Raw genomic sequence first — 26,696 nt, forward strand, 5'->3', positions numbered from 1 at the left:
ATTGCACACCGAGTGCTAAAACGCGTCCGATCTCACCGACCCCAGTCGCTCACCACTCTCCGTCGAGCGCCTCGACGAGCCGGTCGACCTCCGACTCCGTACAGACGGCGTGGACGGACGCTCGAACCGCGTCCGGGTGGGGAAGCGACCGAACCACGATGTCCTCCTCGGCGAGCCGCTCGACGGTCGCCTCGGGGTCGTCGACGTCGATCGTGACGAGTCCGGTCTCGTACTCGCGGGGGCTCAACAGTCGGTCGTCCGGAACCCCGTCTTTCAGTCGGTCGGTGAGCGCTTCGATCCGCGCTTCGATCGCGTTGAGGCCGACCGCGTCGATCGCGTCGAGCGCCTCGACCAGCCCGACGTGGGCGGCCGCCGTCGCCGTGCCGACCTCGAACCGCCGCGCGCCGTCCGCGTACGATATCTCGTCGGCACTGGGGTCGTCGACGCTGCGGTACCCGACCGCGCGCGGCGCGAGGTCGGCCGCCGCGTCGCGGTCGACGTAGAGGAATCCGGCCCCCCACGGACCCAACACCCACTTGTGGCCCGCCGCGGCGACGGCGTCGGCCCCCCACGCCGACACGTCCATCGGGACGTGCCCGGGAGACTGCACCGCGTCGACGAGGGTGAACGCGCCCGCCTCGTCGGCGATGTCCACGAGGTCTGCGACCGGCAGTCTGGTCCCGTGGGTCCACGTGATCGCGCTGAAGCAGACGAGCCGCGCGTCGGCGACCGCGTCGGCGTACGCCTCGCGGTCGACCCGGCCGTTCTCGGTCTCGACGACGCGGACCTCGACGCCCTCGCGTTCGAGCCGCTTCCAGGGGAGAATCCCCGCGGGGTGTTCGAGGTCGGTCCGGACGACCACGTCGCCCGGCTTCCAGTCGATCGCGCCGGCGATCCGCGTGATCCCGTCCGTCGTGCTTTCCGTCAGCGCGATCTCGTCGGGCTCGGCCCCGACGAACGCCGCGATCCGCTCGCGGACCGTGTCGTACGTCCCGAAAGCGTACTCGTACGGATCTGTCGTCGCCGAACCGAACTCGTGGTCCTCGACGAACGACGCGGCCGCCTCGACGACGTAGCGCGGACTGGGTCCGTGCGCGCCGAAGTTGAAGTACGCCGCCTCGGAGAGCGCCGGGACGTCCGCGCGGAGTTCCCGCGGCGTCATGCCCTCGACCTCGGTGTGGGCGTGCGACATTCAGGCGACGTGCTCTGTGACCGCGTCCTGAAGCGCCGACTCGGTCTGTGCGCCGACCATCCGTTCCGCCATCTCACCGCCGGAAAAGACGAGCAGCGTCGGAATCCCCTGGACGCCGTACTCTCCGGCGAGGGCCTGATGCTGGTCCACGTCGACCTTCACGACCGCCGCGTCGGTGTCCGCCGCGACCGACTCCACTGCGGGCTCCATCATCTGGCACGGCCCGCACCAGTCGGCGTAGAAGTCGACGAGGACGGTGTCGTGCTCGGCCACGAGACCGTCGAAGTCGGCGGCGTCGTCCAGCTGTATCGGTTCCGTGGGGACGGATTCGGTAGAACTCATCACTACGGGGTACGCCCCGCGAGGGGATAATAGTTTTGGACGTATCGCACAATACACTGCGTTCGGTCCGACTCGGGAGCCGCGGCCGATCACTCGTCGTCCGCGTCGGGGAGGGTCCGTTCGAGGCCGGTCGCCGGGAAAAGCGAGTCGACGTCGACGTCCGGATCGACGAGCCGGTAGCGGCCTCCGTCGCGCTCTGTGACGCCGGCGGCCGCGAGGTGATCGAGGTGTGCGAACGCCTCGCCCGGCCCGTGGAGGATGTGAATCTCGCTCAGCGCGCCGAAAAGCTCTGCGGACACCTCCCACGGCGTCGCCGGGCCGACCTCGGCGAGAGCGTCCACCACCCGCCGCGTCCGCGTTCGGTGGTGTTCGAGGATGGTCGCCGCGCGCATCGAGGGCTCGTCGATCCGGTCGCGATGGCCCGGATACGCGACCGCGAAGTCGCGCTCGATCACCCGGACGAGGCTCCGGGCGTACGCGGCCAGCGGTTCGTCGACCCGGACGTCTGCCCCGCCGACGTTCGGCGTGTACGTCGGGAGGACGGCGTCGGCCGAGAACAGCCCCTCGGACGCGGTCTCCGCCGTCGAATCACCCACAGGCAGGTCGAAGGCAAACCCCGTGAGCCCGGCGGTGTGACCCGGGAGGTGGACGGCTTCGAGCGTCACGCCCCCGACCGTGAGTTCGTCCCCGTCCGACAGTGTCGTCACGTCGGCGGGCGGTCCCGAGATGTCCGCGCTGACCGACGCGAAGAAGTCCGTCAGCTCCTCGCGGGCGTCGTCCGGCAGTCCCCACGCCTCGAACGTCTCGCGTTGCAGGTCGGCGTCCGCCATCAGCGGGGGAACGCTCCCGTCGACGAGGGGAGCGTCGGACGCGTGGACGAACACGTCGGCCCCGCTCTCGTCTTGGATCTCGCCCGCCAGCCCGGCGTGGTCCGGGTGCCAGTGTGTCACCACCACCTCGTCGACGTCGCCGAACGCGACCCCGTGGTCGGCGAGCCCCGACCGAAGCTCGTCGCGAACGTCGGGAAGCGCGACGCCCGTGTCGACGAGCGCCGTCGTCGGCCCGTCGAGCAGATAGACGTTGTTCGCGCCCTCGAAGACCGTGTTCCCGAGCTGGATACGGTGCACGCCTCCCCTTCGACGGCGGTCCGTTTGAGTATTTGCACCGCGGAACCGCGACCCGCCGTCGTGGGGCGCGCGACCACCGCCGTGGAACGCACACGACTCGCCGCGTTCACGCGCGATCGAGCGCGTGTCGCATCACCGCCGCTTCGGCCTTCCTGAGGTGTTCGGCCGCGGTGCCCGGAGCGATGTCGAACTCGGCCGCCACGTCGGACACGGTACAGGCGCGCGGCGAGTCGTAGTAGCCGCGCTCGACGGCGGCGGCGACGACCGATCGCTGGCGGTCGGTGAGCCGCGACGCCGCCGGTCCCGCTCGGCGGTGATAGGGACCGACCGACCGGACGCTCGCTCGCATACCGTCGGGGAGACTCTCGACGGCGGCGCTCACGTCGGCCGCGGGCCCCGCCACCGTCAGGTCGGTCGTGCCGTCGGGATTGAACCTGATCGGCGGGAGCACCACGAGCGACCCCCGGGCGACGGCACCGATGAACTCCTCGTCGGTCTCCGTCGCCCGCTCGCGCACGCAACAGTGGAACACGCCGTCTGACACCGGCGTGAGGCTGTATTCGACCGTCGACGGTCGCGACTCCAGCTTCGCGCGAAACGGGTCCGGATCCCCGCGGACGCGGAACACGAAGGTGTTCGTCTCGTCGAGGACCGTGTTCCAGTGACGCAGTTCGGCGCTGTCGATCCGGTCGTGTGCCATCTCGAAGGCGTGCATCGGATGGCGCGTCTCGGCCGTGTGGTGAACGCGCAGGCGGGCGTACTTCATCGGCGTCAGTTTGCGCCAGTATAAATAAAAACCTCATCCGTGAGGCAGCACGCCGGTCCGTTTCGAGCCGCAAGCACGACCCGTATGTCACCGACACGACTCGCGTTCGGCGTCGGCGTGCTCGCGGCCGTCGGCGTCACAGGCATGATCCTCGCGACGCTCGTCACCGATCGGGAGTGGTGGCCGCCCGGCGACACGACGCCGGCGTACTACTGCCACTGGACGCTCGTGGCCGCGTTCAACTGCTCGCTCGTTGCGACCGCCGTCCTCACGTGGGGCGATCTGGGACTCGGCGGGCCGGCGCGGGTCGCCGGCGGCGGTCTCACGCTCGTCGGGACCACCGTGTTCGCGTGGGGCGCACGGCCGATGGGCTCCGAGGAGACCATGGGCGTGACCGGCGACCTCTACACCGGCGGCCCCTACGCGTACACTCGAAACCCCCAGTACCTCGGCATGATCGCCGGCGTCACCGGCTTCGCCCTCTTGTCCGACTCGCTTCTCGTGGCCGCGCTCGCGGCGGCCCACGTCGGATGGGTGCTGCTTCTCCCGCGCGCCGAGGAGCCGCACCTCCGCGCGGAGTTCGGCGAGGCGTACGACCGGTACGCCTCCCGAGTGCCGCGGTTCGTCGGCCTGCGGACGGTCCGAACGGCGGTCGAACGACGGCTGCGCGACTGACGGACAGACGCTCCCGAGGCGGCCGCGACGCGTCCCATCGCCCGCCGCGCGAACCGTCATTCGTTTATAAATGGAGGCGAACGAGTAGGTATGAGCGAGACCGTCGACGCCGATCTCTACGCGCGGACGAAGGCCCTGCTCGAACCCGGCGACATCGACCTCGTCGGCTGTATCGTCCACACGGACCTCGGCGGCGAGGAGGACTTGGAGATGCACGAACTGACGGTCGCGGCCAACGACGTCATCGCCGAGCACGCCGAGAAGGGCGAGGCGTACATCGAAGCCGGAAACGACGACACCGATTTCTCGTCGAACCAGTTTCAGGGGCGCACCCTCGACGACGAGGCGTTCGTCTGGGAGTGCCAGCAGCTGCTCCGCGACGGCACCTTCGACCTCGTGTTCTACTACGAGGCGGGCGTCGACCAGGCGGCGCTCACGGACGAGCTGGCCGCACTGGACGGCGTCGACCGCGTGACGCAGGTCCCGTGACCGGCCCGCAACTACGACGCTCGGAGCCGCACGCGTGACCGACACCGTTCTCATTCCCGGCGGCCGCGACGTGCGCGCCAGCCTCGATACCGCCGCGAGCGACGGGAGCCGGTCGGACCGCGTCGTCGTCGCCTGCCCGCCGCACCCGCAACAGCGCGGCCACCGCGGCGACGAGCGACTGGTCGCCGTGAGCGACGCCCTGACCGATCGGGGGATCGACTGCCTCCGGTTCGATTACGGCGACTGGGACGAGGGGTACGGCGAGAGCACGGACGCGGACGAGGCGGTCGCGTGGGCGGTCGAGCGCTACGACCGCGTCGGGCTGTTCGGGTTCTCGTTCGGTGGAACTGTCGCGCTCGTTGCGGCCGCCTCACGCCCCGGACTGGCCGGCGTCTGCGCGCTCGCACCGACCGCGCGGCTGAATCCCGACGTCGACGCCGTGAGCGCGCTCGCGGAGGTCGACCGGCTCGGCGTGCCCGCGCGGATCTGTTATGCGACCCGAGACTCGACGGCCGACTGGAGGCCCGTCGTCGAGCGCGCGGAGGAGCTGGGGATAGAGACGGTCGCGTTCGAGTCCGACCACTTCTTCGTGGGGCGCGCCGGGGAGGTCGGCGAGGCCGTAGCGGCGTTTTTCCGACCGCGGCTGGGCGATGGGAGATAGACGGTTGTCGGTCGGCTGGTGGGATGTTCGACGGACGGGCCGGGCCCTCCGGACGTCCTCTGTGACTCGGCGTGGAGGATGGCTCGACGCCGATAGAGCCGTTCCTTCTCCGGTTCAGCATTTTCGAGGTGGAGCCCCCGACCTCAAGGAGCGAACGGAGTGAGCGAGTAGGTCGGGGAGGAAACCGACATGGGACGACACAACCGCCACACAGCGACCGACTGACTCCCAAGCGTATAAGTACCGTCGGGTACTCTCTGAAACTATGGGCGTGCGTCGAACCGCCGTCGTGAAACTCGCTGTTTCCGACGAGCAACGCGACGCACTCCACCGAACCGCCGAGCAATACCTGTACTGCGCGAACCGAACCGCCGACTACTGTTGGTCCGACACCTCCTACACTGAGTGTGAGACCAACAAGCGAGAGGTTCGTGACGCGCTCTATTCCGAACTTCGGGAGGAGACGGACCTACAGGCCCAACTTGTCCAAGCCGCTATCAAACGCGCTGTCGAAGCCGTCAAAGCGTGTGTCGAACGGTGGAAAAAGGGACAGCGCGTCTCTCAACCGACGTTCACCGCTGAAACGATGGACTACGACACGCGAAGCGCGACGTTCTACCGGAACAAGGTGTCGCTGGCAACTGTTGAGAGCCGAGTCGAACCGTCGTTCGTTCTCCCGGCAGACAGTCCGACGCCCTACGAGCGGTACGTACTCTCCGAGAACTACGAGTTCCGCGAGAGTACGCTTCGGTACGACGCGGCCACTGACGAGTTCTACCTCAACATTTCGACGCGGCGGATAGACAGTGACGATGAGGTTTCGGAAGATACCGGGCACTCCGACCAAACGGTCCTCGGTATCGACCTCGGCGTTAATAGCCTCGCCGTCTCCTCAACCGGTCGTTTCTGGCAGGGAGACGACTACGACCATTGGTGCCGCGAGTTCGAGAAGCGGCGTGGTGAGATGCAACAGCGCGGCACGCAGGCCGCACACAAGGCCCTGCTTCGCCTCGGGAAGCGTGAAGAAGCCTGGCGCAAACAGTACATCCACACGATCGCCAACGAACTCGTCTCGGAAGCTGTCGAACACGACTGCGACGTAATCGCGTTCGAGGACTTGAGCGACATTCGAGAGCGGCTTCCACAGGCGAAGTGGCACCACGTCTGGGCGTTCCGACGCCTGTTTGACTACGTCTCCTACAAAGCCCCTGAACAGGGAGTCTCCGTGGAGCAGGTTGAGCCGACCCATACATCCCAACGCTGTTCTCGGACGGACTGTGGCTTTACGCACGACGGCAACCGCCACGGCGAACAGTTCGAGTGCCAGAAGTGTGGGTATGAAGTGAACGCGGATTACAACGCCGCAAAGAATATCGGCGTGCGGTACGCTCGGAAGCGGCAACACAAACTCCGTTCCTCGCCCAAGTCGGGGAGCGGAGACGCACAAGTAGACGTGCGTGTGAATGGTGGGACGTTGAACGGTGAGAGTCACCAGCCTCTTGCTGGCGACTGATTGCCGGGAGTCCACATCAAAGCCCTACCCTCAAGGACCGAGGCGCGTAGCGCCGAGGGAGTAGGGTAGGGTAGTTTACTCGCTTCCCACTTTCGTTGTGACTCGGAATGTCTCCGGCGGGCTGACGATTCCGGCGACCGTCCCCATAGAGTGGATAACGGTGATCAGCGGGGCCAGCGGGACCGCGATCGCCCACTGGCGGTGCTTGTCGCCGTAGTAGCCGACGCCCAAGAGGAACCAGCCGATCGTACACAGCGCCAGCCCCATCGACGCCGCGAAGAACAGCCCGCTGTACGCGATCGTCACGCTCAACAGCGACAGCGGGACGACGAGCAGGGTGACGATCGGCGAGAGCGCCCACGCGTAGTTTCGCACCCTCGTCAACAGCTCGTACCGGAGCGGCAGCATCGCCGACGCCTGAAGGTTTCCTGCCGCCCAGCGGCGGCGCTGCTGAATGATCTCGTACAGCGAGGGCGGAGCCTCGTTCCGGCAGACCGCGTCCGACAGCGCGAACGTCACGTCGAGTTCCCGGAAGGCCGCCCAGACGAACGCGGTGTCCTCGACCAACGTTTCGCGGTCCCACGTCGTCGCGTCTTCCACCTCGGTGCGGACAGCGATGCCGCCGCCCCACGCGAACAGCGGGATCGAGAGACGCGCGAACGCGCGCTGTTCGATCTGAACGCCCATCCGGTACATGTCGGCCAGATAGCTGAGGTTGGACCCCGTGAGTCGGGGCTTCTCGCGGAGTTGAACGACGTCCGCGTCCGGCAGCCCGTCGAACGACTCGACGATGCTGTCTTCGTCGAGATAGAGGACGAACTCGGTCTGACAGTCCAGCGCCTGCCGGGCCCACTCCTGCGCGCGACCCTTGCGGACCGCGCGACAGGTGAATTCCTCAGGGACGGCGTGGACCGTTGCCCCGGTCACGTCAATGTCCGACTCCGCGATCACGTGGACGTCGTCGAGCCCATCGGGCAGGGAATCGACGGTGTCCTGAACGACCTCGGTGGCGTCGACGGTCATGATACGAACCTGTATCTCGTCGAGGCCGTACTCGTTCGGCGGGGGCTCGTAGCCCGCTCCCACGATCCCCGTGAGCACGAACCAGACGAGCGCGGTCGCCCCGAAGAGGAGCGTCACGCCCCAGAGCACGATTCCGAACAGCGACCCGAGTCCGCCGTCGGCGACGGCGGTGGTGGTCGCCGCTTGGGCGGGAGCGCTGCCCGGTCCGGAGACGACGGTCGGTGCGAAAAGCGTCGCGAGACCGCCGACGACGAGTGCCAGCGTGACCGCGACCAGTGCGATGCGTTCGGTGTTCATCGTGGCTCCCCCTCCCGCGCCGAGCCATATGAACCGCCGAAACGCTGTACCGGGATTGGGCCGCGTTTCGATCGGATTTACGACGGTAATCCGGACTAACTCGAATAAATCGATAGACTGCAAAGCCATGATGTGTGTTGGTGTGTGTCGAGGTATCGGGCTGCTCGATCAAGGAGTAAACCACCGATCAGGCGGGGCGACCACGTCGCGCGCGTCGGGGGGCCGAGCCGCTCCACCGCCAGCCGCCTGCCGCGGGGAGGCGAGCGCCCCCGTACGCAGGTGCGCCAGCGGCGCGACGGTGGATCCGCCCCGTTGGATCCACACCATCGAGCGCGGGGAACTGCCAGACGTGGACCTGCCAGTCGCCGGTGAGGTGATCGGGCGGGTGGACGAAGCCTCCACCCCGTGACCACTCCCCGTCGCGGTCAGTTGTAGCCGCGCCAGCGCCGTCCGCACTCTTTGCATTTAAAAAATCGCGTCGGCGGCTCGTCGGCCGCGCCCGTCTGTTTGATCGTGTACCACGCCTCGCCGTGGCCGCACTCCTCGCAGACGACGTCGGTCGCGGTGGGCTTCCCCTCGAAGTTCGCGCCCTCTTCCGTCTCGATCACCTCGTCGCCGGTCTGTTCGGCGGTGGATTCGAACTGCGCGGCGAGCTCCTCGTCGCGCTCGGTGGTCGCGCCGCAGTCGTCGTTTTGACACACCATCTCTCCTTCGACCGAGACCATCATCGAGCCACAGTCGTCACAGAACTGCATATGCGAGTAGGATACGGGATCGAGCGGTTTAGCTCCCGTGACTGCGCGCCGAACGAAGAGGGGCGGGCAGTGGGTGCTGGTGCGGTGACCTCCCGCAGTCTCACACCTCTCCAGTCTCACACCTCTCCAGCCTCACACCTCTCCAGCCTCACACCTCTCCAGCCTCACGCCTCCCCACCCTCGCGCTTCGCGCTCTGCGAGCGCTCACCGCGTCCAGCGAGAATCGAAGATTCTCTGGCAGCCGGCGCTACGCGCGGGCGACCACCCGGAGGCGCGCCAGCCGCGACCGGTTCTCGACATCCCTCCGTCTGTCACACACCGCGCTCCGCGTCGACGCGCTCCCACGCGAGGTGCGCGACCACGCCGAGCAGGAACGCCACGCCGAGGTTCGTCGCCAGCGCGAGGACGCCGATCCCGACCGAGAGCGCGAGGTTCCCGGAGTCGGTGACGTTGCGCGCGAGCGAGACGGCGACGATCGCGAGCAGCGCGCCGAGCATCGCCACGGGGAACGCGGCGAGAAGCGCGGGGGTCGCGAAGAGGGCGGCGGCGAGGTAGCCGGCCCCGAGAACGACGTTCGCGCCTCCCGTTCGCGCGCCGAACGCGTGCTTGCCGGCCACGCCGTCACAGCCGTGACACATGGGTATCCCGCCCATCGGAACCGCGAGCAGGTTCGTCACGCCCATGCTCGCCGATAGCTCGTCCGCCGTCACGTCGGCGTCGAACAGGTCGGCGAAAAGCAGGGAGGTCGCCAGCGCGGCGTTGCCGATCGTCATCGCGAGCTGGGCGAACACCCCGTCGAGCGTGCTCCGAGTGACGGCCGTTCCGAGGGCGGGCAGCGGCGGCGCGCCCGGCAGCCGGGGCGCGGGGACCCCCGCGGCGGCGAGCGCGACGACGACGCCGGCGACTGCCACCGCCAGCGCGCTCGCCTTCCGGTGTCCCGCGAGCGCGGCGGCGGCCGCGATCGCCACGCCGCCGAGCGCGAGGACGGGGTCGCCGAGCGCGAGGTCGACGCCCGTCTGGAAGAGGATCAGCCCGACGGCGAACTGCACCCCGCGGATCACGGGCTCGCCGATCCACCGCTCGACGCGCGCGAGCGTCCCGGAGAGTCCGATCACGAGCAAGAGGGCGCCGAGCGCGAGCCCGGCGAGCGCCAGCTCCGCGTACGTCAGCGCCCCGGCGATCGCGAGCGCCGCGAGCGCCTTCATCGGCTCGACGGAGACGGGCAACCCGTACCGCATACCCCAGACGACCTGAAAGACGCCGAACGCGACGAGCACGTGCGGCAGCGACACGTCGGTCAGGAGCGCGAGGGCGACGACGAGCGGAACGACAGTAATCGAATCTCCTATCGCTCCGGTCACCGACCCCCGATCGAATCGGATCTCGTGGTGTCGCTGCGTGACCGGTTCCAACACGAACGAGCGCCTCTCGGAGGCGAACACGCTTGAGTGTGTTCAGAAACCGAAGGCGACATCACCGCTGGCGTGTGTGTCCGATACCGGTTACGTGTCGCGCGCCGACTCGGCCGCCCGATCCGCCCTGGAGACCACCGGGCAGTTGCGAACGCGGAACTCGTCGACGTCGACGACTTCGACGATCTCCGTCCCCTCGTGCGTACAGGCGGCCTCGGGCGGCGCGGTGAAGTGCGGACACTGCTGGCAGTACGCGCGCTTGTCGACGGTGCGGTCGGCGCGCCCCGCGTCCGGCGCGTCGCCTCGACCCGGCGCGTCCGTCTCGCTCGGGCCGAACTCGGCTGCCGGACCGCCGACCCCGTCGGCGTCCCCGTCGAGCGACTCCCAGACGTCCCCGTCGCCGAGGTCGCCGACCTCCATCTGTTCGAACGCGTCGTCGAGGTCGTCGATGTCGCCCGCATCACCCGAGGCCGGACCGAGTTCGTCGAAGGGATCCGTCGCCCCCTCATTGAGAGGGTCCGCCGCTCCGTCACCGAAGGCGTCCGTCGCCCCGCCCGATCCCAACTCCGGGCCGGGTCCGTCGCGGTCGGGTTCGGTGAACTCGACCCCGTCGTCAGTGACGTCGTCCGCGCCGTCCGTGTCTGTGCCGCTCGTGTCTGCGCCGCTCGTGTCTGCGCTCCCCGCGTCACGTTCCGCCCCGTCGTCCCTGTCGGTCGGTCCGCCGTCGCCGTCGCTCACGGGTCTCCTCCGTTCTCGTCCGTTCCGTTCGCGCCGTCTCTAGCGCCCTCTGCGGTGTCGGCTCCGTCCACGTCGCCGTCGAGCGCCGGCCGGTCGGCGACGACGAGGCGTGAACTCTTGAAAAACCACGTCCGCGGGTCGATGTCGGCGAACGCTCGGCCGCAGTGGGGACACTCGGCGGTCGTCAAAAGCCCCAGTCTGACCGTCTCGCCGCAGTCGCCGCACGCCGCGGTCTCGACCCCGTGGCGGTTCGCGACGGTGGTCAAGGCGTCGAGCCGCTGGCGGTCGTCACGCTCGTCTTCGAGCGTCTCGATCCGGCGGCGGACGCGGAGGATCGCGCTCGCGACGCGAGAGAGCTTGTCCTCGACCGCGTCGACGTCGAGGTCGCCGACCTCCGCCTCCACGTCCGCGAGGCGGTCCTCCACGTCGGTCAGGTCGGTCGTGGCCGCATCGAGGTCGCCGGCCACCGAGTCGACCTCCGTCGCAACCTCGTCGAGACCGTCTTCGACCGAGCCGAGGTCGTCCTCGACCGAGTCGAGTCGGTCGACCGTCTCCTCGTGGACGTGGTCGGCAGGAGCCTTCGATTCGAGGTCGCGATACAGCTCCACGAACCGCTCTCTGAGGTCGGTCACCTTCTCGTCGACGTCGGCGTCGAGTTCGTCGAGCCGGGAGCGTATCGACGCCACCTCGTCCGCGTCCGGGACCGCGATCCCCTCGGACTCCGCGAGTCCGACGATGGCGCGTTTCAACGCCTCCTCGCGGTCGACGCCGACCTCGTCGGCCGCGGCCCCGACAGCGCGGTCACGCAGTTCCGCGTCCGACCAGCCGCCGGCGCTCGACTCGTCGCCGACGCCGGATCCGTCGCTGACGCTCGACTCGTCGCCGACGCCGTCGGCCGGATCGAGGTCGCTCATCGCGGATCCTCCGTCATCTACGGCTCGTAGAGGAGGGAGCCTTAAGTAATCTGCCGCGCCGTTCTCGGAATCGAGACTCGCGGCGTCACCTGATCTTCCGCACGTCGCTGATGTCGAACCCGCCGTCGTGGATCTCCGTCTCGAACCGGACGATGTTCTCCGATTCCAGCCGCGAGAGCACCCCGCGGAACTCGCGGACGAACATCGTTCGAGCGCGCTTCGAGCCGCCGCTCTCCCACGCGAACTGGAAGGTTCCGCCGGCGGCGTCGGTCAGCGCGCCGAACTCCCGATCGGTTATCGAGTCGGTGTTCACCAACACGAGGATGAGCCCGCCCCACTCGTAGGCCGCCTTCTTCAGCCCCTTCAACACCGTCGCGATGTCGCTCCACTCGGTGTCGCCGGAGACCATCGAGACGAGGTCGGTCACGGAGTCGATACAGACGAGGCTCCCCTCCGCGTTCGCGGACAGGTAGTCGCCGAACGCCGTGAGGACGTCCTCGTACTCTCCGCGGTCGCCCAAGTCCGTGATCGACGTCGTCTCGTCTTCGTACCAGTCTCGCGGGATCGGACTGAGTTGGAAGTACTCGGCAGAGAGGTCCCGAAACGCGATCTCGTCGATCGCGGCGTCGACGATCTCGTCGACCATCGTATATCCCATCTCCCGCGTGATCGGTCCCGTGCCGGCGGTAAACGAGAGGTAGTGCACCTCGTCGGGGAGCCTCGCCCCCTCCGGGAGGTCGCCGTAGTACAGATCGAACAGCTCCTCGTCGGCGCGCGCGAGCGCGTTCATCGCGGCGCTCGTGTAGAGGAACTCCCGCGCTCCGGCTCCCGACTCGCCGGCGAGCAGCACGACGCTCCCCGGCGGTGCGCCCCCGTCGAGTATCGAGTCGAGGCGGGCGACGCCGAACGGCAGGCTCGTCATGTCACTCATGGAGTCGCCGCTCCGCTTAGTGTTGTTGCTCGTCACCCCTCGCGTCGCCGCAGGTCATCCGTCGCGACTCGCGCGTCACCCGTCGAGCGACGCGTCACTCGCGCGTCACGCGCGCTCCCCGCGTCGCCGCTTCGACGACGGACACCGTCCCCTCGACGCCCGCCTCGTCGAGGGCGCGCTCGCCCGCGTCGGCGGCCGCCGCGACGTGATCCGCGTCGGTGACGCCGTAGACGGCCGGCCCCCACGAGGACTGCCCGGCACCGAACACGCCCGCGGCCCCCGACAGCGACGCCACCACGTCGCCGACCGGCGGGCGGTAGACCCCGCCCTGTTCGTCGGCGTACCACGCGCCGTTGAGCCGACCGATCTCCGCGACCGCGGCACCGAACCGCTCGGCGTTCCCGGTCGCGACGGCGGGGAGCACGCGCCGCGTGACGATCCCCCCGATCCGGTCGGCCAGCCCCGGTTCGGCCCGCTCGACCGCCGCGCGCATCGCGTCGTCTTCGCCGTCACCGCTCCGTCCGGGGTCGGCGTCCGGCCGCACGAGCAGGAAGCGCCAGTCGTCTGGCACCGCGTGTCTGGCCGCGACCGGCGGCACCGTCCACTCGCCGTCGTCGGGGCGGTCGGTCGTGAACCGCGCGGTGGGATGACCCGCGTCGAGGACGAACCCACCGTCCTCGAACGTCGCGACGCCGACGCCGGAGCGACCGCCTCGGCCGAAAAGCGGTGCGCGCTCGCGAACGCGGGCCGGCTCGCCGTGGGCGGCCGCGACGGCCGCGAGCGTCGCCGCGGCGAGTTGCGTCCCGCTCCCGAGCCCGGCGTGCCGCGGGAGCGACTCGCGGAGGACGACGCGCGCGCCGTCGACGCCGAGACAGTCGACGGCCGTGGTCGCGTGCGCACGGAGGTCGGCCGTCGTTTCCTCTCCGGCGTCGGACCGTAGCCCGTCAGCGCCGTCTGCGACCGCGACGCTCACTCCCTCGGCCGGCTCGGCGTCGACGACGACGCGCGGCTCGCGGAGGCCTAATCCGAGAGCCCCGTATAGACGCTCGTGTGAGAGGCTGAGGTTACAGAAACCGAAGTGGATCCGGGCTCCGGCGCTTGCGCGTGCCATTTGTGAGTCGGTGCTTCACGCCCGAATGCTAAATGGTGCGTGGCCGTGGCGGGCCTTGCCCGGTCCGGTCACAGACGCGTCGCCGTGGACCGGTCACGGACGTGTCATTACGGCCTCGGCGCGTCACCGCGACCCGATCACGCGTCGGCGGCCGGTCCGGTCTCTAAGTCGAACTCCCACTCCTCGTACCCGCCGGCCATGCTCGCGACGAGCACGTCCTCTTCGACGCCCTCGTAGCTCTGGATCAGCATCGCGGCCTGCTTCGACGACTGTCCGACGGGACAGGCACAGACCACGTCCGTGCCGTCCCAGTCGATGTCGGAGACGCGCGACGGGAGGTCGCCGAGCGGGACGTTGATCGCGCCGGGAATGTGGCCCTGTTCGTACTGCTCTGGCGAGCGCGTGTCGATGACGCGGACCTCGCCCGCCTGAACGCGCTCGTTGACTTCGTCGGGGGTGAGCTCTTCGACCATGATCAGTTCTTTCGCAGGAAGATCCGGTAGCGACCGTCGCCCGATTTCCACACCTTCGCGGTGGCGTCGTCGCCGACCGCCTTCGGGACGTTCTCGGTGCTCGGCACGTGGTCCGTCTTCTGGACGAGCACGTCGCCCGGGGAGAGCCCGGCGACGGCCTTCTTCGCTTCGACCTGCGGATACGGACACACCTCGCCGGTCATGTCCTGTACCTCGGTCGCGTCTTCGAGCAGTGCCTCGGCCGTCTCGTCGTCGAGCTCGTCCGGCATCTCGACGACGTCGTCCCACGATGGTTGGCTCATGGAGCCCGATAGGCCACTCGCCCGTTAACGGGTTACGTGACCGGCAGAGTTCTCCCGTATCTCTGACGAGCGATCCGACCGGTGTCGCCCGCGACGACACCCGAGACCGCCGTTTCCGTCGGACTCTTATCGGCCTGCGATCTACGGAGCGTATGAGCGATCACGCCGTCGACGAGTCGACGATCTTCGAGACGCCCCTCGTCGAGGTCGACCTCGGACTGCGGTCCGACGCGACCGTGTACGCGAAAGTCGAGTGGTTCAACCTCTACGCCGCCCCGCACGGCGGCGGATCGGTCAAATCGCGGATCGCGAAGGGAATGCTAGACGGTGCGGAGGCGCGCGGCGACCTCGAACCGGGCGACACCGTGATAGAGCCCACCTCGGGCAACACCGGCAGCGAGATCGCCCGGCTCGCGAGCGCCCGCGGCTACGACGTCGAGATCGTCATGCCCGACAACGCCGCTGGCGGGAAGGTCGAGGCCGTCCGCGACGCGGGCGCGGAGATACACTTCGTCGACGCCGACCTCGGCTACGACGCGGTGATCGAGCGCGCAGAGGAGCTAATCGCGGCCGACCCGGACGCCTACTACCGGCCGAACCAGTACGAGAACCCGGACAACCCCGGAACCCACGAGCGGACGACTGCACGCGAGATCCACGAGGCGACCGACGGGAAAGTGACGCACTTCGTCGCGGGCGTCGGGACGGGGGGAACGATCACGGGGACGGGCCGCGGACTGACCGAACTGACCGACGGCGGCGCGGCGATCGTCGGCTTCGAGCCGGACGAACCGCTCCACGCGATAGACGGGCTGAAATACCTGAAGACGGGCGACCACTACCACCCCGACACGTACGACGAGTCCGTGCTCGACCGACGGGAGTACGTCTCTACAGGCGACGCCTACGACCGGGCGCGGGCGCTCCGCGACCGGTATCAGGACGAGGCGATCCCGATCGCCGACCCCGGACAACACGACGCCGAGACAGTCCGCGAGCACCTCCGCGTCGGCGGCCAGTTCGTCGTGGGCACCTCCGCCGGTGCGGGCGCGGCCGCCGTGGCCGCGCTCGACGAGGCGGGCGATCTCGCGGACGACGACGTGGTCGTGTTCATGCTGTGCGACCGCGGGGACAAGTACGCCGACATCCCGCTGTGGGAGGAGTACCTGTAGGCGCGCGAGCCCGGCGAGACGACCGAGAACCGCCTACCGACCGCCGCTGGCCGCGGGGATGACGCGGACCTGCGCGTCGTCCGGGACCTCGGCGTCGAGCCCGTCGACGGGCGTGCCGTCGACGTAGACGTTGATGAACTCCTTGATCTCGCCGTCCTCGACGACGCTGTCTCTCAGTTCCGAGCCGTGTTCGGCGGCGTGGTTGTCGAACAGGTCACCGACGGTGTCGCCGTCGACTTCGACCTCGGAGGTCGACGACCCGCCGACGAGTACGGCCGGCAGCTTGATCGTAGCCATGTGCCCCGTTCGCGGTTCGGCACAAAAAAGCGTCCGCCGACGGCAACGTCGGCCACGGTCTCTGACGCCGGTGAACGGTGGCGTGTCCCCCGGCCGCCGCCCGGAGACTGACCGTTTGGTCCGACCGGGCGTCTCGCCGACCTGCGCGCTCTGCGCGCTCCTCCGAGATCGCGGCAGATCACACCGGTGGACGGCCGGCTTATGCGTCTGTAGCCGTTATGAGGGACAATGAGCGATCTCGATCTCGACCCGACCCAGCTTGACCGCTACTCCAGACACATCATCATGGACGACGTGGGCCCCGACGGACAGAAGGCCTTACTCGACGCGGAGGTGCTCGTGCTCGGTGCCGGCGGGCTCGGCGCGCCGATCATCCAGTACCTCGCGGCCGCAGGCGTCGGAACGCTCGGAATCGCCGACGACGACGAGGTGGAGCTGTCGAACCTCCAGCGACAGGTGATTCACGGGAACGACGACGTGGGGCGCAAGAAGGTGGACTCCGCCGCCGACTTCGTCGCCCAGCTCAACCCCGACATCGACGTGCGAAAACACGAGCTGCGCGTCACGCCCGACAACATCGAGGAGCTGATCTCCGGATACGACTTCGTCGTCGACGGCACCGACAACTTCGCGACGCGGTACCTCGTCAACGACGCGTGTACGCTCGCCGGGATCCCCTTCTCGCACGGCTCCATCTTCAAGTTCGAGGGGCAGGTGACGACGTTCGCGGGAGACGACGACTCCCCGTGTTACCGCTGTCTGTTCCCCGAGGCACCGCCCGCCGGGATGGTCCCGAACTGTGCGACCGCCGGCGTGCTCGGCGTGCTCCCCGGCACCGTCGGCTGTCTGCAGGCCACGGAGACGGTCAAACACGTCATCGGCGAGGGCGAGAGCCTCGACGGCTCCATGCTCTTCTTCGACGCGCTCGACATGGAGTTCGACAAAGTCGAGATCCCCAAGCGCGACGACTGCCCCGTCTGCGGCGACGACCCCGCCATCGAGTCGGTCCACGACGTGGAGTACACCGCCTCCTGTGCGATCGACGTCGGCGGCGACGACGAGTCCGAACCCGAGATCGAAGCGACCGACTGAGCCCCGACGCTCGGACCGCTTTGACGGTTCCGCGTTTCCGCGTTTCTGCGTTTCTCACGCGATCACTGACAGTGAGATCACATCTGAAAAGCGCGAGCGTCAGCGGCGACAGTTCGCACATAAATCAGTGCGGTGGCGCGTGCCCGTGAGCGGCCGCCCTCGGCGGCCGCGAACGGCACCGCGCGAGGGAGTCAGTCGCCGGAGCGAAGCGGCGGCGACTGACGAGGCTGGGGAGGCGTGAGGTGCTGTGCGGAGCGGTCGGGTGGGACTCGAGGGGCAGTCACGAGGACGAAGGCGACCCAGCGAGGTATCAGCAGACCGAATACCCGTTCCCGTGTTACCGCTCGCTCCGCACCGCGACCGTCTCCTGTTCGAATCCCGCGTCGTCGCCGCGCCAGCGCCACGATCCGACGAACGGGTAGCCGTCGAGCGCGCAGATGACGTACGAGTGGTCGGGCCACGTCGCCCGCGCCGCGTCCGTCTCGCTCGGGTGCGTCGGCCCGGTCGGGTGCGAGTGGTAGAAGCCGACCAGGTCGCGGCCGTCGCCTTCGACCGCTTCGATCAGTTCGAACTGCTCTTCGGGATCGATGAGGTAGCGGATCTCCGGCGTCTCCGCGACGTTCTCCGCCTCGTAGGTTTCGGTGACGACGCTCGGTTCGTCGCCGTCGCCGCGCGTGCCGGCGAGCACGCCGCAGATCTCGGCTTCCCCGCCGCTGTAGGCGTGATACACGATGTCGTCGTAGACCGCACGCGAGAGTTCGATCATGCGCGAAACGAGGGGCGTCCGCTCAATAAGTCCGTCCCGACCGGCAAAGGGTGTGCCGCGTCCGCGATAGCGGCAGGCGTTGTCCGGGCCGCCGCTAGCTCGACGCCTGCGGCGGCTCGGCCTGGTCGTACTTCTCTTCGAACTCGCGGATGAGCTGGCCCATCTTCGCGTACCAGTCGTTGAGCATCCGCTGCATCTCGTTCGTGATCTTCTCGGGATCGGTCGGCGAGTAGACGTGGTAGTAGCCGCCCTGGTCGTAGTTGATCTGCTCTTTCGTGATGAACCCGGTCTGTAAGAGCCGCTGGACCGAGCGGTAGGCGGTCGAACGCTCGCGGTCGACCGCCTCGGCGACGGCGTCGATCGTCATGGGTTCCTCGCTCTCGACGAGGACGGAGAAACACTCCCGGTCGAGCGGTTTGAGCCCGTGAAAACACTCCAAGAGCCCCTCACACTGCATGTCGCTCTGGAGCTGTTCGGACAGAGAGTCTGGCATTGTCTTACCGTGCGTATGTCGTACGCGCCTAAAAGGCTTGTGTGTGGATAATACAATTGTGCTTCGTTCTGATAACCGACACGGCCGACGCGCGAGCGTCCGCGTCGACGCTGATGGGCGACCGCGCCAGCGACTCGGCGCTCGCCGACCGCGCGCGTCGCGGGAGAGACGCTACGCCGACCGCGGCGGCGGAACGAGGAAGACGTTCCCGGTCGCCCGCGCGACCACCTCCTCGGAGACGCTGCCGAGGAGCAGCCGCCGGAGACGGCTCTGTCCGCGCGATCCGAGGAGAAGGGTACTCGGGTCGTGTGCCTCCTCGGCGGCGAGTATCTCGTCGGCCGGATCGCCGCGCCTGATCTCGGTTCGAGTGTCGATGTCCCACTCGTCGAGCCGCGTCGCGAGCTCTGACAGCCGCGATTCGGGGTCCTCGCCGGCGTCGTCTTTCGGCGACTCGACGTGTACTAGGGTCACTTCGGCGGTCGCGTGCCGGAGGTACTCGAACGCCCGAAATGCGCGCTCGGCGTTCTCGGAGAAGTCGGTCGCGAACAGCGTGCGCTCGAACAGGTGCCGCCGGATCGTGTCGGGGTCGTCGACCCCGCGCTCGATCCGATCGACGAGCAGCGGAACGACGGCCGTCCGCGCGAGGTTCCGCGCCGTCGACCCGATGACGCGGTTCTCGAGCGGGCTCTTCCCCCGCGACCCCACGAGGATCAGGTCGGCTGCGACCGAGTCGGCGATCCCGTTGATCCGTCGGTGCGGCGTCCCTCGGACGACGTGCGTCTCGACGGTGAAGCCGGCGTCTTCGACGCGCGATCGATAGCGCTGGAGCGCTTTCTTTCGCCGTTCTTGGAACTTCATTCCCGGCATTCCCGAGTGCACGTTCGAGGGGACGACCGTGACGAGGTGGATCCGGTCGACGCCGATCCGGGCGAGACAGTTCAACCCCGTCTCGGACTCGATCATCGACTCGCTGGCCGTCGACAGGTCCGTCGCGAGCACCGCCGACTTCCCGCGCGTGGCCGGCCCGTCGAACGCCGAGGCGCTGGCGCTCGGCCCGCCCGCCGTCATCGCCGGCCGCCCCCCGGCCTCTCTGCCGTCGCCCAGACAGTAATTCTCATATCACACAATACTCTCGGCGTGTTAATAAACCTCTCGGTCGGGAAATATAACCCACCCGGGACCGAACGCCCGAGTCATGAGCGACGACCCGATCGAGACGGCGGTCGAGCAGTTCCTCACCGAGGCCGGCTCCGCGCTGGACGACTACGAGCAGGGATACGCCGACGCCGACGCGACGCTGTCCGTGATCCGGTCCCGGATGGACGAACTGGAACACGCGGTGGACGAGGACAGCGGCGGCGACAGCGGCTGAGACACGCGGTGTCCGGAACACGGCACTCGGGGTGAGAACGGGCGAGCATGCGCCGCCCCGATCGCGGCTACTCGCCGGTCCCGATCAGGTCGCGGACGCGGGCGACGTGCTCGCCGAAGGCCGGATCGCCGCGCTCGCGGGGACGGTCGACGTCGACGTCGACGACCTCGCGGACGCGGCCCGGATCGGCCGCCATCACCACGATCCGGTCGGCGAGCGTCACCGCCTCGGCCACGTCGTGGGTGACGAAGAGCACGGTTTTCCCGGTCGATCGCCACACGTCGAGGAGTTCGCGTTGGAGCATCTCTCTGGTCTGCGCGTCGACCGCGCCGAACGGCTCGTCCATCAGCAGAAGCGCCGGGTCGACGGCGAGCGCCCGCGCGATGGCGACGCGCTGTTTCATGCCACCCGACAGCGACTTCGGGTAGGCGTCACGGAACTCGTCGAGGCCGACGAGTTCGAGCATCTCCGTCACCCGAGCGTCCCTGTCGGCCTCGGGTCGGTCGGTGCGGTCGAGGCCGAACCCGACGTTCTCTTCGACCGTGAGCCACGGGAAGAGGTGGTACTCCTGAAAGACCACGCCCATGTCGGTGGTCGGTCCCGTGACGGGCGCGCCGCCGAGCCGGACCGTCCCGTCCGTCGCCTCGATGAGCCCGGCGATGATCCGGAACAGCGTCGTCTTGCCACACCCGGAGGGGCCGACGAGACAGACGAACTCCCCGCGATCGACGGCGAAGGAGACGTCGTCGAGCGCGCGGACGGCGGTCTCGCCAGAGCTGGAGCCGGAGCCGCCGTACGTCTTTCCGACGCGATCGACCACGACCCCCTCGTCGGCCGCGCGTCGTCCGTCCGTCCCCGCGGTCGCGCCGCCGTTTTCCGTCCCTCCGGCGGTGTCGGTCGTGCCGCCGTTTTCCGTCCCTCCGGCGGTGTCGGTCGTGCCGCCGTTTTCCGCTCCTCCGACGTCGCTGGTCGACGCGCCGTCGCCGTTCACGCCTGCCATGCTAACACCCGCCTCTGGGTCGCGCGGAACGCCACGTCGACGACGAGGTACATCAGACTCAACACGAGGATGTACGCGATCGACGTGTCGACGAGCAGGTTGTTGCTCGCTCGGAGTATCTCGCGTCCGATGCCCGGAACGCCGAATATCTCCGCGGCGACGACGAGCATCCAACAGCGCCCGAGTCCCGTCCGGATCCCGGTCGTGATCCCCGGAAGCGACGCGGGGAGGACGACGGACCGGATCATGTCGAGGTCGTCCCGAACTCCGAGCGTTCGCCCCACGTCGAGGAGGTCCTCTGAGACGCCTTCGACGGCGCCGTAGGCCGCGTAGAAGTTGATCCAGAACGCGCCCACGGCGATGATGAAGGCGGCACCCGCGTGGTTGAGACCGAACCACGCTATCGCGAACCCGATCAGCGCGAGCGGCGGCACGGGCCTGAGCGCGCGCACCAGCGGAGCCGTCACGTCGTCGAGGACGCGGCTCCAGCCGAACGCGACGCCGGCCCCCACGCCGAGCCCCGTGCCGACGACCGTTCCCGGGATCCAGTGGCGAACGCTCGAAAGCAGCGCCGCGGTCATCGTCCCGGAGGCGAGTTCGACGACGAACGCCTCCGCGACCGCGGCCGGCGACGGCAACACGATCGGCGACGTCGTGAGAGACACGAGGTGCCAGACGACGACGAACCCGACGACGCCCCCGACGCCGCGCCGGAGCCGCCGAGTGTCGCCGAGTCCGAGGTCCGCGCGGAGCCCGGTCGCGCCGCTCACGTCCCCGCCCGCCTCGTCGAACCGTCCGCCGGTGTCAGTCGCCATCAGAGCGAGTCGTAGACGTCGAGGTCGAATATCTGGTCCGTCGAGAGCTGTTCGTCTATCTGGCCGTTCGCGGCCGCGAACTCGGAGAACACCTGCGTCGCGTCGGTGATCTCCGCGGGGTCGGAGATGAAGTTCGACAGCGGCGAGTCGAGCGCGCGTCGCGCCCGGTCAGCGGGCATCCCGATCCCCGCCTCGACGTGCTGGGCGGTCGCGTCGGGGTTCTCGTCGATGAACTCGGTCGCGCGGACGTGCTGTTCGAGGAACTGCCCGGCGATCGGCGAGTCGCGGACCGCGTCGCTCATCAGCGTGACGGCCGCGGGCTGACCGGGGAGGATATCCGCCGCGGTTCGGAGCATCGTCACGGACGATCCCTCCGCCTCCGCGATCGTCGGCACGGGTTCCATGATCGAGGTGCCGTCGATCTCGTCGTTCGCGATCGCCTGCCAGACCGCGCTCGCCCCGTTGATCTCGATGATCTCGACGGCGTCGTTCGTCGCCGGGTCGACTCCCGTCTCCTGTAACCAGTAGCGAAGCAACACGTCGGGGACGCTCCCCTGCGGGAACGTACCGAAGCGGAACGGGCGGCCCCGCTCCTCGCGCCACGTCTCGAAGGCGTCCGCCCCCTCCGACTCGAACGTCTCGTGGAACGACGACTCGGCCATGATCCCCATCGGTTCGCGGATGTTCGCGGCGGTCACCTGCGCCGGGATACCGCGGTCGATGACGATCATCGCCGGCACGATACCGAACATCGCGACGTCGATCTCGCCGCTGCCGAACGCCTGCACGATCGCCGGTCCGTCGGTGAACTCCTCGCCCGTGACCTCGGCGTCGATCTCGGAGAAATACCCCTCGCCCTCCATCACGTACCACTGGAGGTCGGGATAGATCGGCATGTGCGCGACCGTCAACTCGTCTACGCCGCCACCGCCGCCGAGACACCCGGCGACGCCGACGGTCGCCGCCCCGCCCGCGGCCGCGAGGACGGACCGACGGGAGGCAGACGCGTGTTCGTACATACCTCGTATGCGGGCTCCGCAGGCAACATCCTCTCGTCACCAGCAACGACCGCGTATTCCGATGACGCGGGGATCTCGGCGATAGCTCTCTTTGAGCCGCCACAGTAGACGTTTTTCGACCCTCCACCCTCGGAGGCGCGTCGCTGATCGATGCAATACTTGCTCGATCGGGGACGCGTGACCGTCGACCCGCCGTCGTTTATGAGTACGGCGGCCTACGGGGCGATATGGTCTCGGAGACATTCGACCCCGACGCGTGGGAACCGGTCACGGACGAGTTCGACGACATCACCTATCACCGGGGCGTCGACGTGCCCGTCGTCCGGATCGCCTTCGACCGCCCCGAGGTCCGCAACGCCTTCCGCCCCGGCACCGTCGACGAGCTGTACGCCGCGCTCGACCACGCCCGCAAGCAGGCCGACGTCGGCTGCGTGCTCCTCACCGGCAACGGTCCCTCGGAAAAAGACGGCGGCTGGGCGTTCTGTTCGGGCGGCGACCAGTCGGTCCGGGGCGGCTCGGGGTACGAGTACCGCGACGACGACGAGGCGGGCGAGGAGGACGACCCGCTGGTCCGCGAGGCGCGCGCCGGTCGGCTCCACATCCTGGAGGTCCAACGGCTGATCCGGTTCATGCCGAAGCCCGTGGTCGCGGTCGTGCCCGGCTGGGCGGTCGGCGGCGGTCACTCGCTACACGTGATCTGTGACCTCACGCTCGCCAGCGAGGAGCACGCGAAGTTCCTCCAGACGGACCCCGACGTGGCCTCCTTCGACGGCGGGTTCGGCTCGGCGTATCTGGCGAAGCAGATCGGCCAAAAGAAGGCCCGGGAAGTGTTTTTCCGCGGCAAGACCTACTCGGCCGAGGAGGCCGCGGACATGGGCATGGTGAACGAGGCGGTTCCGCACGACGACCTCGAGAGCGTGGCGGTCGAGTGGGCCGACGAGATGACGAAGAAGTCGCCGACCGCGATGCGCATGCTGAAGTACGCGTTCAACATGACCGACGACGGGATGGTCGGCCAGCAGGTGTTCTCCGGCGAGGCGACCCGACTGGCGTACATGACCGAGGAGGCCCAAGAGGGTCGCGACGCGTTCCTCGAAAAGCGCGAGCCCGGGTTCCGCGAGTTCCCGTGGCACTACTGAGCGCGACGCGCATCGGCACCGCTCCCGTCTGCGACGCGGTCGCCGCCCCCACCGACAGCGTTTTTCGGTGCCGCCGCCGAGGGCGGCCGTGAACGTTCGGGGACCGATCTGCTCCGTCGGCGAGGCGCGGACGGTGTCGACGTCGTACGGCGAGCGCGACCTCCGCGAGGTCCGGATCCGGCCCGACCGCGGCGCGGGCGACCCGGTCGACGTGACGCTGTGGGGTAAGTGGACGGAGACGGCCGAGCACGCGGAGACGGGGATGGAACTCCTCGTCACCGACGCCGAGGAAGACGAGTTCGGCGGCGAGACGGGATACGCCACCACGGGAGACTCGTGGGTCGTGCTCGAACCCGACTTCCTCGTCGACGTGACCGGGATCCGCTCGTGGGTGCAGTGTCCCCGCATGTATTATCTGAACAAGCTCTCCGGGATCCCGCTCAACTACCCGGTCGTCAAGGGGACGATCGTCCACGAGGTGTTCGGCGACCTGCTGCGCGGGATGGACCTCGACGACTCGGTCGAGGAGCGCGTCGCGGAGGCCGGCCTGGAACTCGGCCTGCTGGGGTACGAGCCCGCGGAGGTCGAAGACGAGGTGCGGCGGAACGCCGCCGCGATCGAGGGGTGGCTCGCGCAGGGAACTCTCGGCGACGAGGACACGTGGCGGTCGGAGTTCACGCTCATCTCGCCGACGTTCGGACTGAAGGGCAGAGCCGACGCGCTCCGGCGCGGCACGCCCGTCGAGCTGAAGACCGGGAAGAACACGAAGCGGGAGCCGCGCTTCCACGACAAGGTCCAGGCGGCCTGTTACGCGCTCATGTTGGAGGAGCGCGGCGTCGACCCCGACATCGGCACCCTGTTGTACACCAAAAACACCGCCGTAGAGCGCACCGAGGAGACCGGCGACCTCGCGCCGGCCAAGGAGTTCACGGTCGGGCGCGGCTTCCTGGAGTTCGTCGTGCGCGAGCGCAACGCCCTCGCCGCGATGGAGTGGCGCGCGCTCAACGACCCCGGCGAGCGCCCGACGGTCCCGACGGGCCACGAGGCCGACGCGAACTGCGGCTACTGCTTCGAGCAGGACGCCTGCATGGTCGTCTCCGGCCGCCTCGATCAGGAGTCGAAGGCCGGGCAGATCGGCACGCCCGTCCCCGACGAGGAGCGCGACTACTTCGACCGCTTCTACGCGGCCCTCGAAGAGGAGCGCCGCGAGACCCACGCCGAGTACCGGAAGCTGTGGGAGCAGACGCCGGAGGAGCGCGCCGCGGACGACCGCGCGCTGATCGACCTCGAACCCGTCGCGCAGACCGAGATCGACGACGCGCGGTGGCAACTGCGCGCCCGGAAGCCGGGCGACGCCGTCTCGAAGCTCCGCGAGGGCGACGTGGCGCTCGCGAGCGACGGCGACCCCGTGGGCGGCCACGCGGAGCTCGGCCGAATCACGTCGCTCGGGAGCGACGAGGTCGTCGTCGAGACGGACGAGCCGGTCGACCTCCGGCGGCTCGACGTGTACCCCTCCGAAATCTCCGTCGACCGCTCGCTCACCGCGCTCCACGACGCGGTCCTGAAGGGCGAGGCCGACCGCAAGGACGTGATCTTCGGTCGGCGCGATCCCGAGTTCCGTGACCCAGAAGCGCGGCCCGCGGGGAGCCCCGGCTCCGGCAGCCCGGACGCGCCGGACGCCTACATCGACAACAACGCCGCCCAGAACGAGGCGGTCGAACTCGCCGTCGACGCCGAGGATCTGGCGCTGATCCACGGGCCGCCCGGCACCGGGAAGACGTACACCATCGCCCGGACGATCCGCGCCCTCGTGGCCGAGGGGAACCGCGTGCTGCTGTCGGCGTTCACCAACCGGGCGGTCGACAACGCCCTCGACGCGCTCCGCGATCAGGGGTTCGACGACGTGTTGCGCGTCGGGAGCGAGACCGGCGTCCGCGGCGACATGCAGGACGTGCGACTCGTCCAGCGCGGCGACCCGAACGAGAAGGCGGCCGAACTCCGTGACGCGCCCGTCGTCGCCGCCACCACCGCGGCCTGCGGCTCCCGCGTCATGCGCGAGTGCGAGTTCGACGTGGCCGTCGTCGACGAAGCCTCCCAGCTCACGGAGCCCGGCACGCACGCCGCCATCACCCGCGCCGACCGGTTCGTCCTCGTGGGCGACCACGAGCAGCTCCCGCCGGTCGTCCGCGCGGAGAACGACTTACAGACCTCTCTCTTCCAGCGGCTCATCGAGGCGTACCCCGACGCGAGCGTCATGCTCACCAGCCAGTACCGGATGAGCCAGCGCATCCAGGCGTTCGCCTCCGCAGAGTTCTACGACGGCGCGCTCCGTCCGGCGACGCCCGAGGTGGCCGGGCAGACGCTCGCGGACCTCGGCGTCGACCACGACGCGCTCGCGCCCGGGCTGACCGGCGGCGTGAGCTTCGTCGACCCCGACGGCGAGCGCGACGGGAACCGGAACGTCCGGGAGGCCGAACGCGTCGCGGGGATCGTCGACGCCTACGTCGATGCCGGCGTCGACCCGGACGACATCGGCGTGATCGCGCCGTTCCGCGCGCAGGTCGCGGAGATCGGCCGCCGGACCTCGGTCACCGTCGACACGGTCGACCGGTTTCAGGGCTCCTCGAAGGAAGTCATCGTCCTCTCGCTCGTCGCGAGCGGCGGCCTCGACGGACCGATCTTCGAGGACCACCGCCGGGTGAACGTCGCGCTCACCCGCGCGAAAAAGCAGCTCACGATCGTCGGCGACGCGGCCGCGCTCGCCTCGGACCCCTTCTACGCTCGCATGCTCGACTGGGCGCGGCGGTGAG

The 26,696-nt window shown here is 68.8% G+C and carries 29 protein-coding genes; 9 read left to right on the top strand and 20 right to left on the bottom strand.

Annotated features, from left to right (window positions below; translation table 11 throughout):
* Positions 1–49: 49 nt before the first annotated feature.
* The 4 genes from NO930_RS02015 to NO930_RS02030 form a co-directional block, all read right to left on the bottom strand.
* Positions 50–1,162, bottom strand: coding sequence for an aminotransferase class V-fold PLP-dependent enzyme (locus tag NO930_RS02015; protein WP_256402311.1), 1,113 nt, complete (start codon positions 1,160–1,162; stop codon positions 50–52).
* A gap of 30 nt (positions 1,163–1,192) precedes the next feature.
* Positions 1,193–1,534, bottom strand: coding sequence for a thioredoxin (gene trxA, locus NO930_RS02020; protein ID WP_137783545.1), 342 nt, complete (start codon positions 1,532–1,534; stop codon positions 1,193–1,195).
* A gap of 89 nt (positions 1,535–1,623) precedes the next feature.
* A complete protein-coding gene (locus NO930_RS02025; protein WP_137783546.1) occupies positions 1,624–2,661 on the bottom strand; it encodes an MBL fold metallo-hydrolase in 1,038 nt (345 codons plus the stop codon).
* A gap of 106 nt (positions 2,662–2,767) precedes the next feature.
* Entirely contained in the window at positions 2,768–3,427 is a 660-nt protein-coding gene (locus tag NO930_RS02030) for a helix-turn-helix domain-containing protein (protein ID WP_137783547.1), read from the bottom strand.
* 84 nt (positions 3,428–3,511) lie between these two features.
* Here NO930_RS02030 and NO930_RS02035 point away from each other — a divergent pair, with 84 nt between their 5' ends.
* The 4 genes from NO930_RS02035 to NO930_RS02050 all read left to right on the top strand — a co-directional run bounded on the left by NO930_RS02035 (position 3,512) and on the right by NO930_RS02050 (position 6,765).
* On the top strand, positions 3,512–4,102 hold the full coding sequence (locus tag NO930_RS02035; RefSeq protein WP_256402312.1) for a methyltransferase family protein: 591 nt from the start codon (positions 3,512–3,514) through the stop codon (positions 4,100–4,102).
* 90 nt (positions 4,103–4,192) lie between these two features.
* Complete coding sequence (locus NO930_RS02040; RefSeq protein WP_256402313.1) at positions 4,193–4,591, top strand: DUF5778 family protein; 399 nt, start codon at positions 4,193–4,195, stop codon at positions 4,589–4,591.
* Between the two features lie 34 nt (positions 4,592–4,625).
* Entirely contained in the window at positions 4,626–5,252 is a 627-nt protein-coding gene (locus NO930_RS02045; RefSeq protein WP_256402314.1) for a CocE/NonD family hydrolase, read from the top strand.
* Positions 5,253–5,517: 265 nt separating this feature from the next.
* Positions 5,518–6,765 carry an RNA-guided endonuclease InsQ/TnpB family protein gene (locus NO930_RS02050; protein ID WP_137784041.1) on the top strand — a complete coding sequence of 416 codons (1,248 nt, stop codon included), beginning with the start codon at positions 5,518–5,520 and terminating at the stop codon, positions 6,763–6,765.
* Between the two features lie 75 nt (positions 6,766–6,840).
* On the opposite strand, the gene NO930_RS02055 is transcribed toward NO930_RS02050, so the two are convergent.
* The 9 genes from NO930_RS02055 to NO930_RS02095 all read right to left on the bottom strand — a co-directional run bounded on the left by NO930_RS02055 (position 6,841) and on the right by NO930_RS02095 (position 14,721).
* Positions 6,841–8,085, bottom strand: a complete 1,245-nt coding sequence (locus NO930_RS02055; RefSeq protein ID WP_256402315.1) for a glycosyltransferase family 2 protein — start codon at positions 8,083–8,085, stop codon at positions 6,841–6,843.
* A 425-nt stretch (positions 8,086–8,510) separates the two neighbouring features.
* Complete coding sequence (locus NO930_RS02060) at positions 8,511–8,840, bottom strand: transcription factor S (RefSeq protein ID WP_137783582.1); 330 nt, start codon at positions 8,838–8,840, stop codon at positions 8,511–8,513.
* A 311-nt stretch (positions 8,841–9,151) separates the two neighbouring features.
* The gene (locus tag NO930_RS02065; protein WP_256402806.1) at positions 9,152–10,252 is read right to left on the bottom strand and encodes a putative sulfate/molybdate transporter; all 1,101 of its coding nucleotides are present in this window, start codon (positions 10,250–10,252) and stop codon (positions 9,152–9,154) included.
* A 90-nt stretch (positions 10,253–10,342) separates the two neighbouring features.
* The gene (locus NO930_RS02070; RefSeq protein ID WP_256402316.1) at positions 10,343–10,990 is read right to left on the bottom strand and encodes a DUF8135 domain-containing protein; all 648 of its coding nucleotides are present in this window, start codon (positions 10,988–10,990) and stop codon (positions 10,343–10,345) included.
* Positions 10,987–11,904 (bottom strand): hypothetical protein, encoded by a 918-nt coding sequence (locus NO930_RS02075; RefSeq protein ID WP_256402317.1) that lies wholly within the window; start codon positions 11,902–11,904, stop codon positions 10,987–10,989. The genes NO930_RS02070 and NO930_RS02075 overlap by 4 nt, the downstream gene beginning before the upstream one ends.
* Positions 11,905–11,989: 85 nt before the next feature.
* The gene (locus tag NO930_RS02080) at positions 11,990–12,826 is read right to left on the bottom strand and encodes an RAD55 family ATPase (RefSeq protein WP_137783907.1); all 837 of its coding nucleotides are present in this window, start codon (positions 12,824–12,826) and stop codon (positions 11,990–11,992) included.
* A gap of 103 nt (positions 12,827–12,929) precedes the next feature.
* Complete coding sequence (locus NO930_RS02085) at positions 12,930–13,946, bottom strand: beta-ribofuranosylaminobenzene 5'-phosphate synthase family protein (RefSeq protein WP_256402318.1); 1,017 nt, start codon at positions 13,944–13,946, stop codon at positions 12,930–12,932.
* A gap of 137 nt (positions 13,947–14,083) precedes the next feature.
* Positions 14,084–14,419 carry a rhodanese-like domain-containing protein gene (locus NO930_RS02090; protein ID WP_137783904.1) on the bottom strand — a complete coding sequence of 112 codons (336 nt, stop codon included), beginning with the start codon at positions 14,417–14,419 and terminating at the stop codon, positions 14,084–14,086.
* 2 nt (positions 14,420–14,421) lie between these two features.
* On the bottom strand, positions 14,422–14,721 hold the full coding sequence (locus NO930_RS02095; RefSeq protein WP_137783905.1) for a sulfurtransferase TusA family protein: 300 nt from the start codon (positions 14,719–14,721) through the stop codon (positions 14,422–14,424).
* Between the two features lie 152 nt (positions 14,722–14,873).
* Between NO930_RS02095 and NO930_RS02100 the strand changes: the two genes are divergently transcribed.
* Positions 14,874–15,893 carry a PLP-dependent cysteine synthase family protein gene (locus NO930_RS02100; RefSeq protein ID WP_256402319.1) on the top strand — a complete coding sequence of 340 codons (1,020 nt, stop codon included), beginning with the start codon at positions 14,874–14,876 and terminating at the stop codon, positions 15,891–15,893.
* Between the two features lie 33 nt (positions 15,894–15,926).
* Here the strand turns inward: NO930_RS02100 and NO930_RS02105 are convergent, their stop codons facing one another.
* Positions 15,927–16,190: a MoaD/ThiS family protein gene (locus NO930_RS02105; RefSeq protein ID WP_137784729.1), complete on the bottom strand. Its 264-nt coding sequence runs from the start codon at positions 16,188–16,190 to the stop codon at positions 15,927–15,929.
* A gap of 228 nt (positions 16,191–16,418) precedes the next feature.
* On the opposite strand from NO930_RS02105, the gene ubaA reads away from it, so the two are divergent.
* A complete protein-coding gene (gene ubaA, locus NO930_RS02110) occupies positions 16,419–17,282 on the top strand; it encodes an SAMP-activating enzyme E1 (RefSeq protein WP_256402320.1) in 864 nt (287 codons plus the stop codon).
* A 337-nt stretch (positions 17,283–17,619) separates the two neighbouring features.
* Here the strand turns inward: ubaA and NO930_RS02115 are convergent, their stop codons facing one another.
* From NO930_RS02115 to NO930_RS02125, 3 genes are all read right to left on the bottom strand, one after another.
* Positions 17,620–18,048: a desampylase gene (locus tag NO930_RS02115; protein ID WP_137784693.1), complete on the bottom strand. Its 429-nt coding sequence runs from the start codon at positions 18,046–18,048 to the stop codon at positions 17,620–17,622.
* A gap of 94 nt (positions 18,049–18,142) precedes the next feature.
* Positions 18,143–18,541: a helix-turn-helix domain-containing protein gene (locus tag NO930_RS02120; RefSeq protein ID WP_137784692.1), complete on the bottom strand. Its 399-nt coding sequence runs from the start codon at positions 18,539–18,541 to the stop codon at positions 18,143–18,145.
* 171 nt (positions 18,542–18,712) lie between these two features.
* Entirely contained in the window at positions 18,713–19,609 is an 897-nt protein-coding gene (locus NO930_RS02125) for a universal stress protein (RefSeq protein WP_256402321.1), read from the bottom strand.
* A gap of 127 nt (positions 19,610–19,736) precedes the next feature.
* On the opposite strand from NO930_RS02125, the gene NO930_RS02130 reads away from it, so the two are divergent.
* Positions 19,737–19,913 (top strand): hypothetical protein, encoded by a 177-nt coding sequence (locus NO930_RS02130; protein WP_256402322.1) that lies wholly within the window; start codon positions 19,737–19,739, stop codon positions 19,911–19,913.
* A gap of 67 nt (positions 19,914–19,980) precedes the next feature.
* Here the strand turns inward: NO930_RS02130 and NO930_RS02135 are convergent, their stop codons facing one another.
* From NO930_RS02135 to NO930_RS02145, 3 genes are read right to left on the bottom strand one after another with little or no spacing between them, the layout of a single operon-like run.
* The gene (locus tag NO930_RS02135) at positions 19,981–20,913 is read right to left on the bottom strand and encodes an ABC transporter ATP-binding protein (RefSeq protein WP_256402323.1); all 933 of its coding nucleotides are present in this window, start codon (positions 20,911–20,913) and stop codon (positions 19,981–19,983) included.
* The gene (locus NO930_RS02140; RefSeq protein ID WP_137784375.1) at positions 20,901–21,728 is read right to left on the bottom strand and encodes an ABC transporter permease; all 828 of its coding nucleotides are present in this window, start codon (positions 21,726–21,728) and stop codon (positions 20,901–20,903) included. The genes NO930_RS02135 and NO930_RS02140 overlap by 13 nt, the downstream gene beginning before the upstream one ends.
* On the bottom strand, positions 21,728–22,747 hold the full coding sequence (locus tag NO930_RS02145) for an ABC transporter substrate-binding protein (RefSeq protein ID WP_256402324.1): 1,020 nt from the start codon (positions 22,745–22,747) through the stop codon (positions 21,728–21,730). The genes NO930_RS02140 and NO930_RS02145 overlap by 1 nt, the downstream gene beginning before the upstream one ends.
* A gap of 227 nt (positions 22,748–22,974) precedes the next feature.
* On the opposite strand from NO930_RS02145, the gene NO930_RS02150 reads away from it, so the two are divergent.
* Both NO930_RS02150 and NO930_RS02155 read left to right on the top strand, forming a co-directional pair.
* On the top strand, positions 22,975–23,886 hold the full coding sequence (locus NO930_RS02150) for a 1,4-dihydroxy-2-naphthoyl-CoA synthase (RefSeq protein WP_256402325.1): 912 nt from the start codon (positions 22,975–22,977) through the stop codon (positions 23,884–23,886).
* Positions 23,887–23,974: 88 nt separating this feature from the next.
* A complete protein-coding gene (locus tag NO930_RS02155) occupies positions 23,975–26,695 on the top strand; it encodes an AAA domain-containing protein (protein ID WP_256402326.1) in 2,721 nt (906 codons plus the stop codon).
* Position 26,696 lies beyond the last annotated feature (1 nt).

This window comes from Halorubrum salinum (assembly GCF_024494575.1).
Classification (GTDB): Archaea; Halobacteriota; Halobacteria; order Halobacteriales; family Haloferacaceae; genus Halorubrum; species Halorubrum salinum.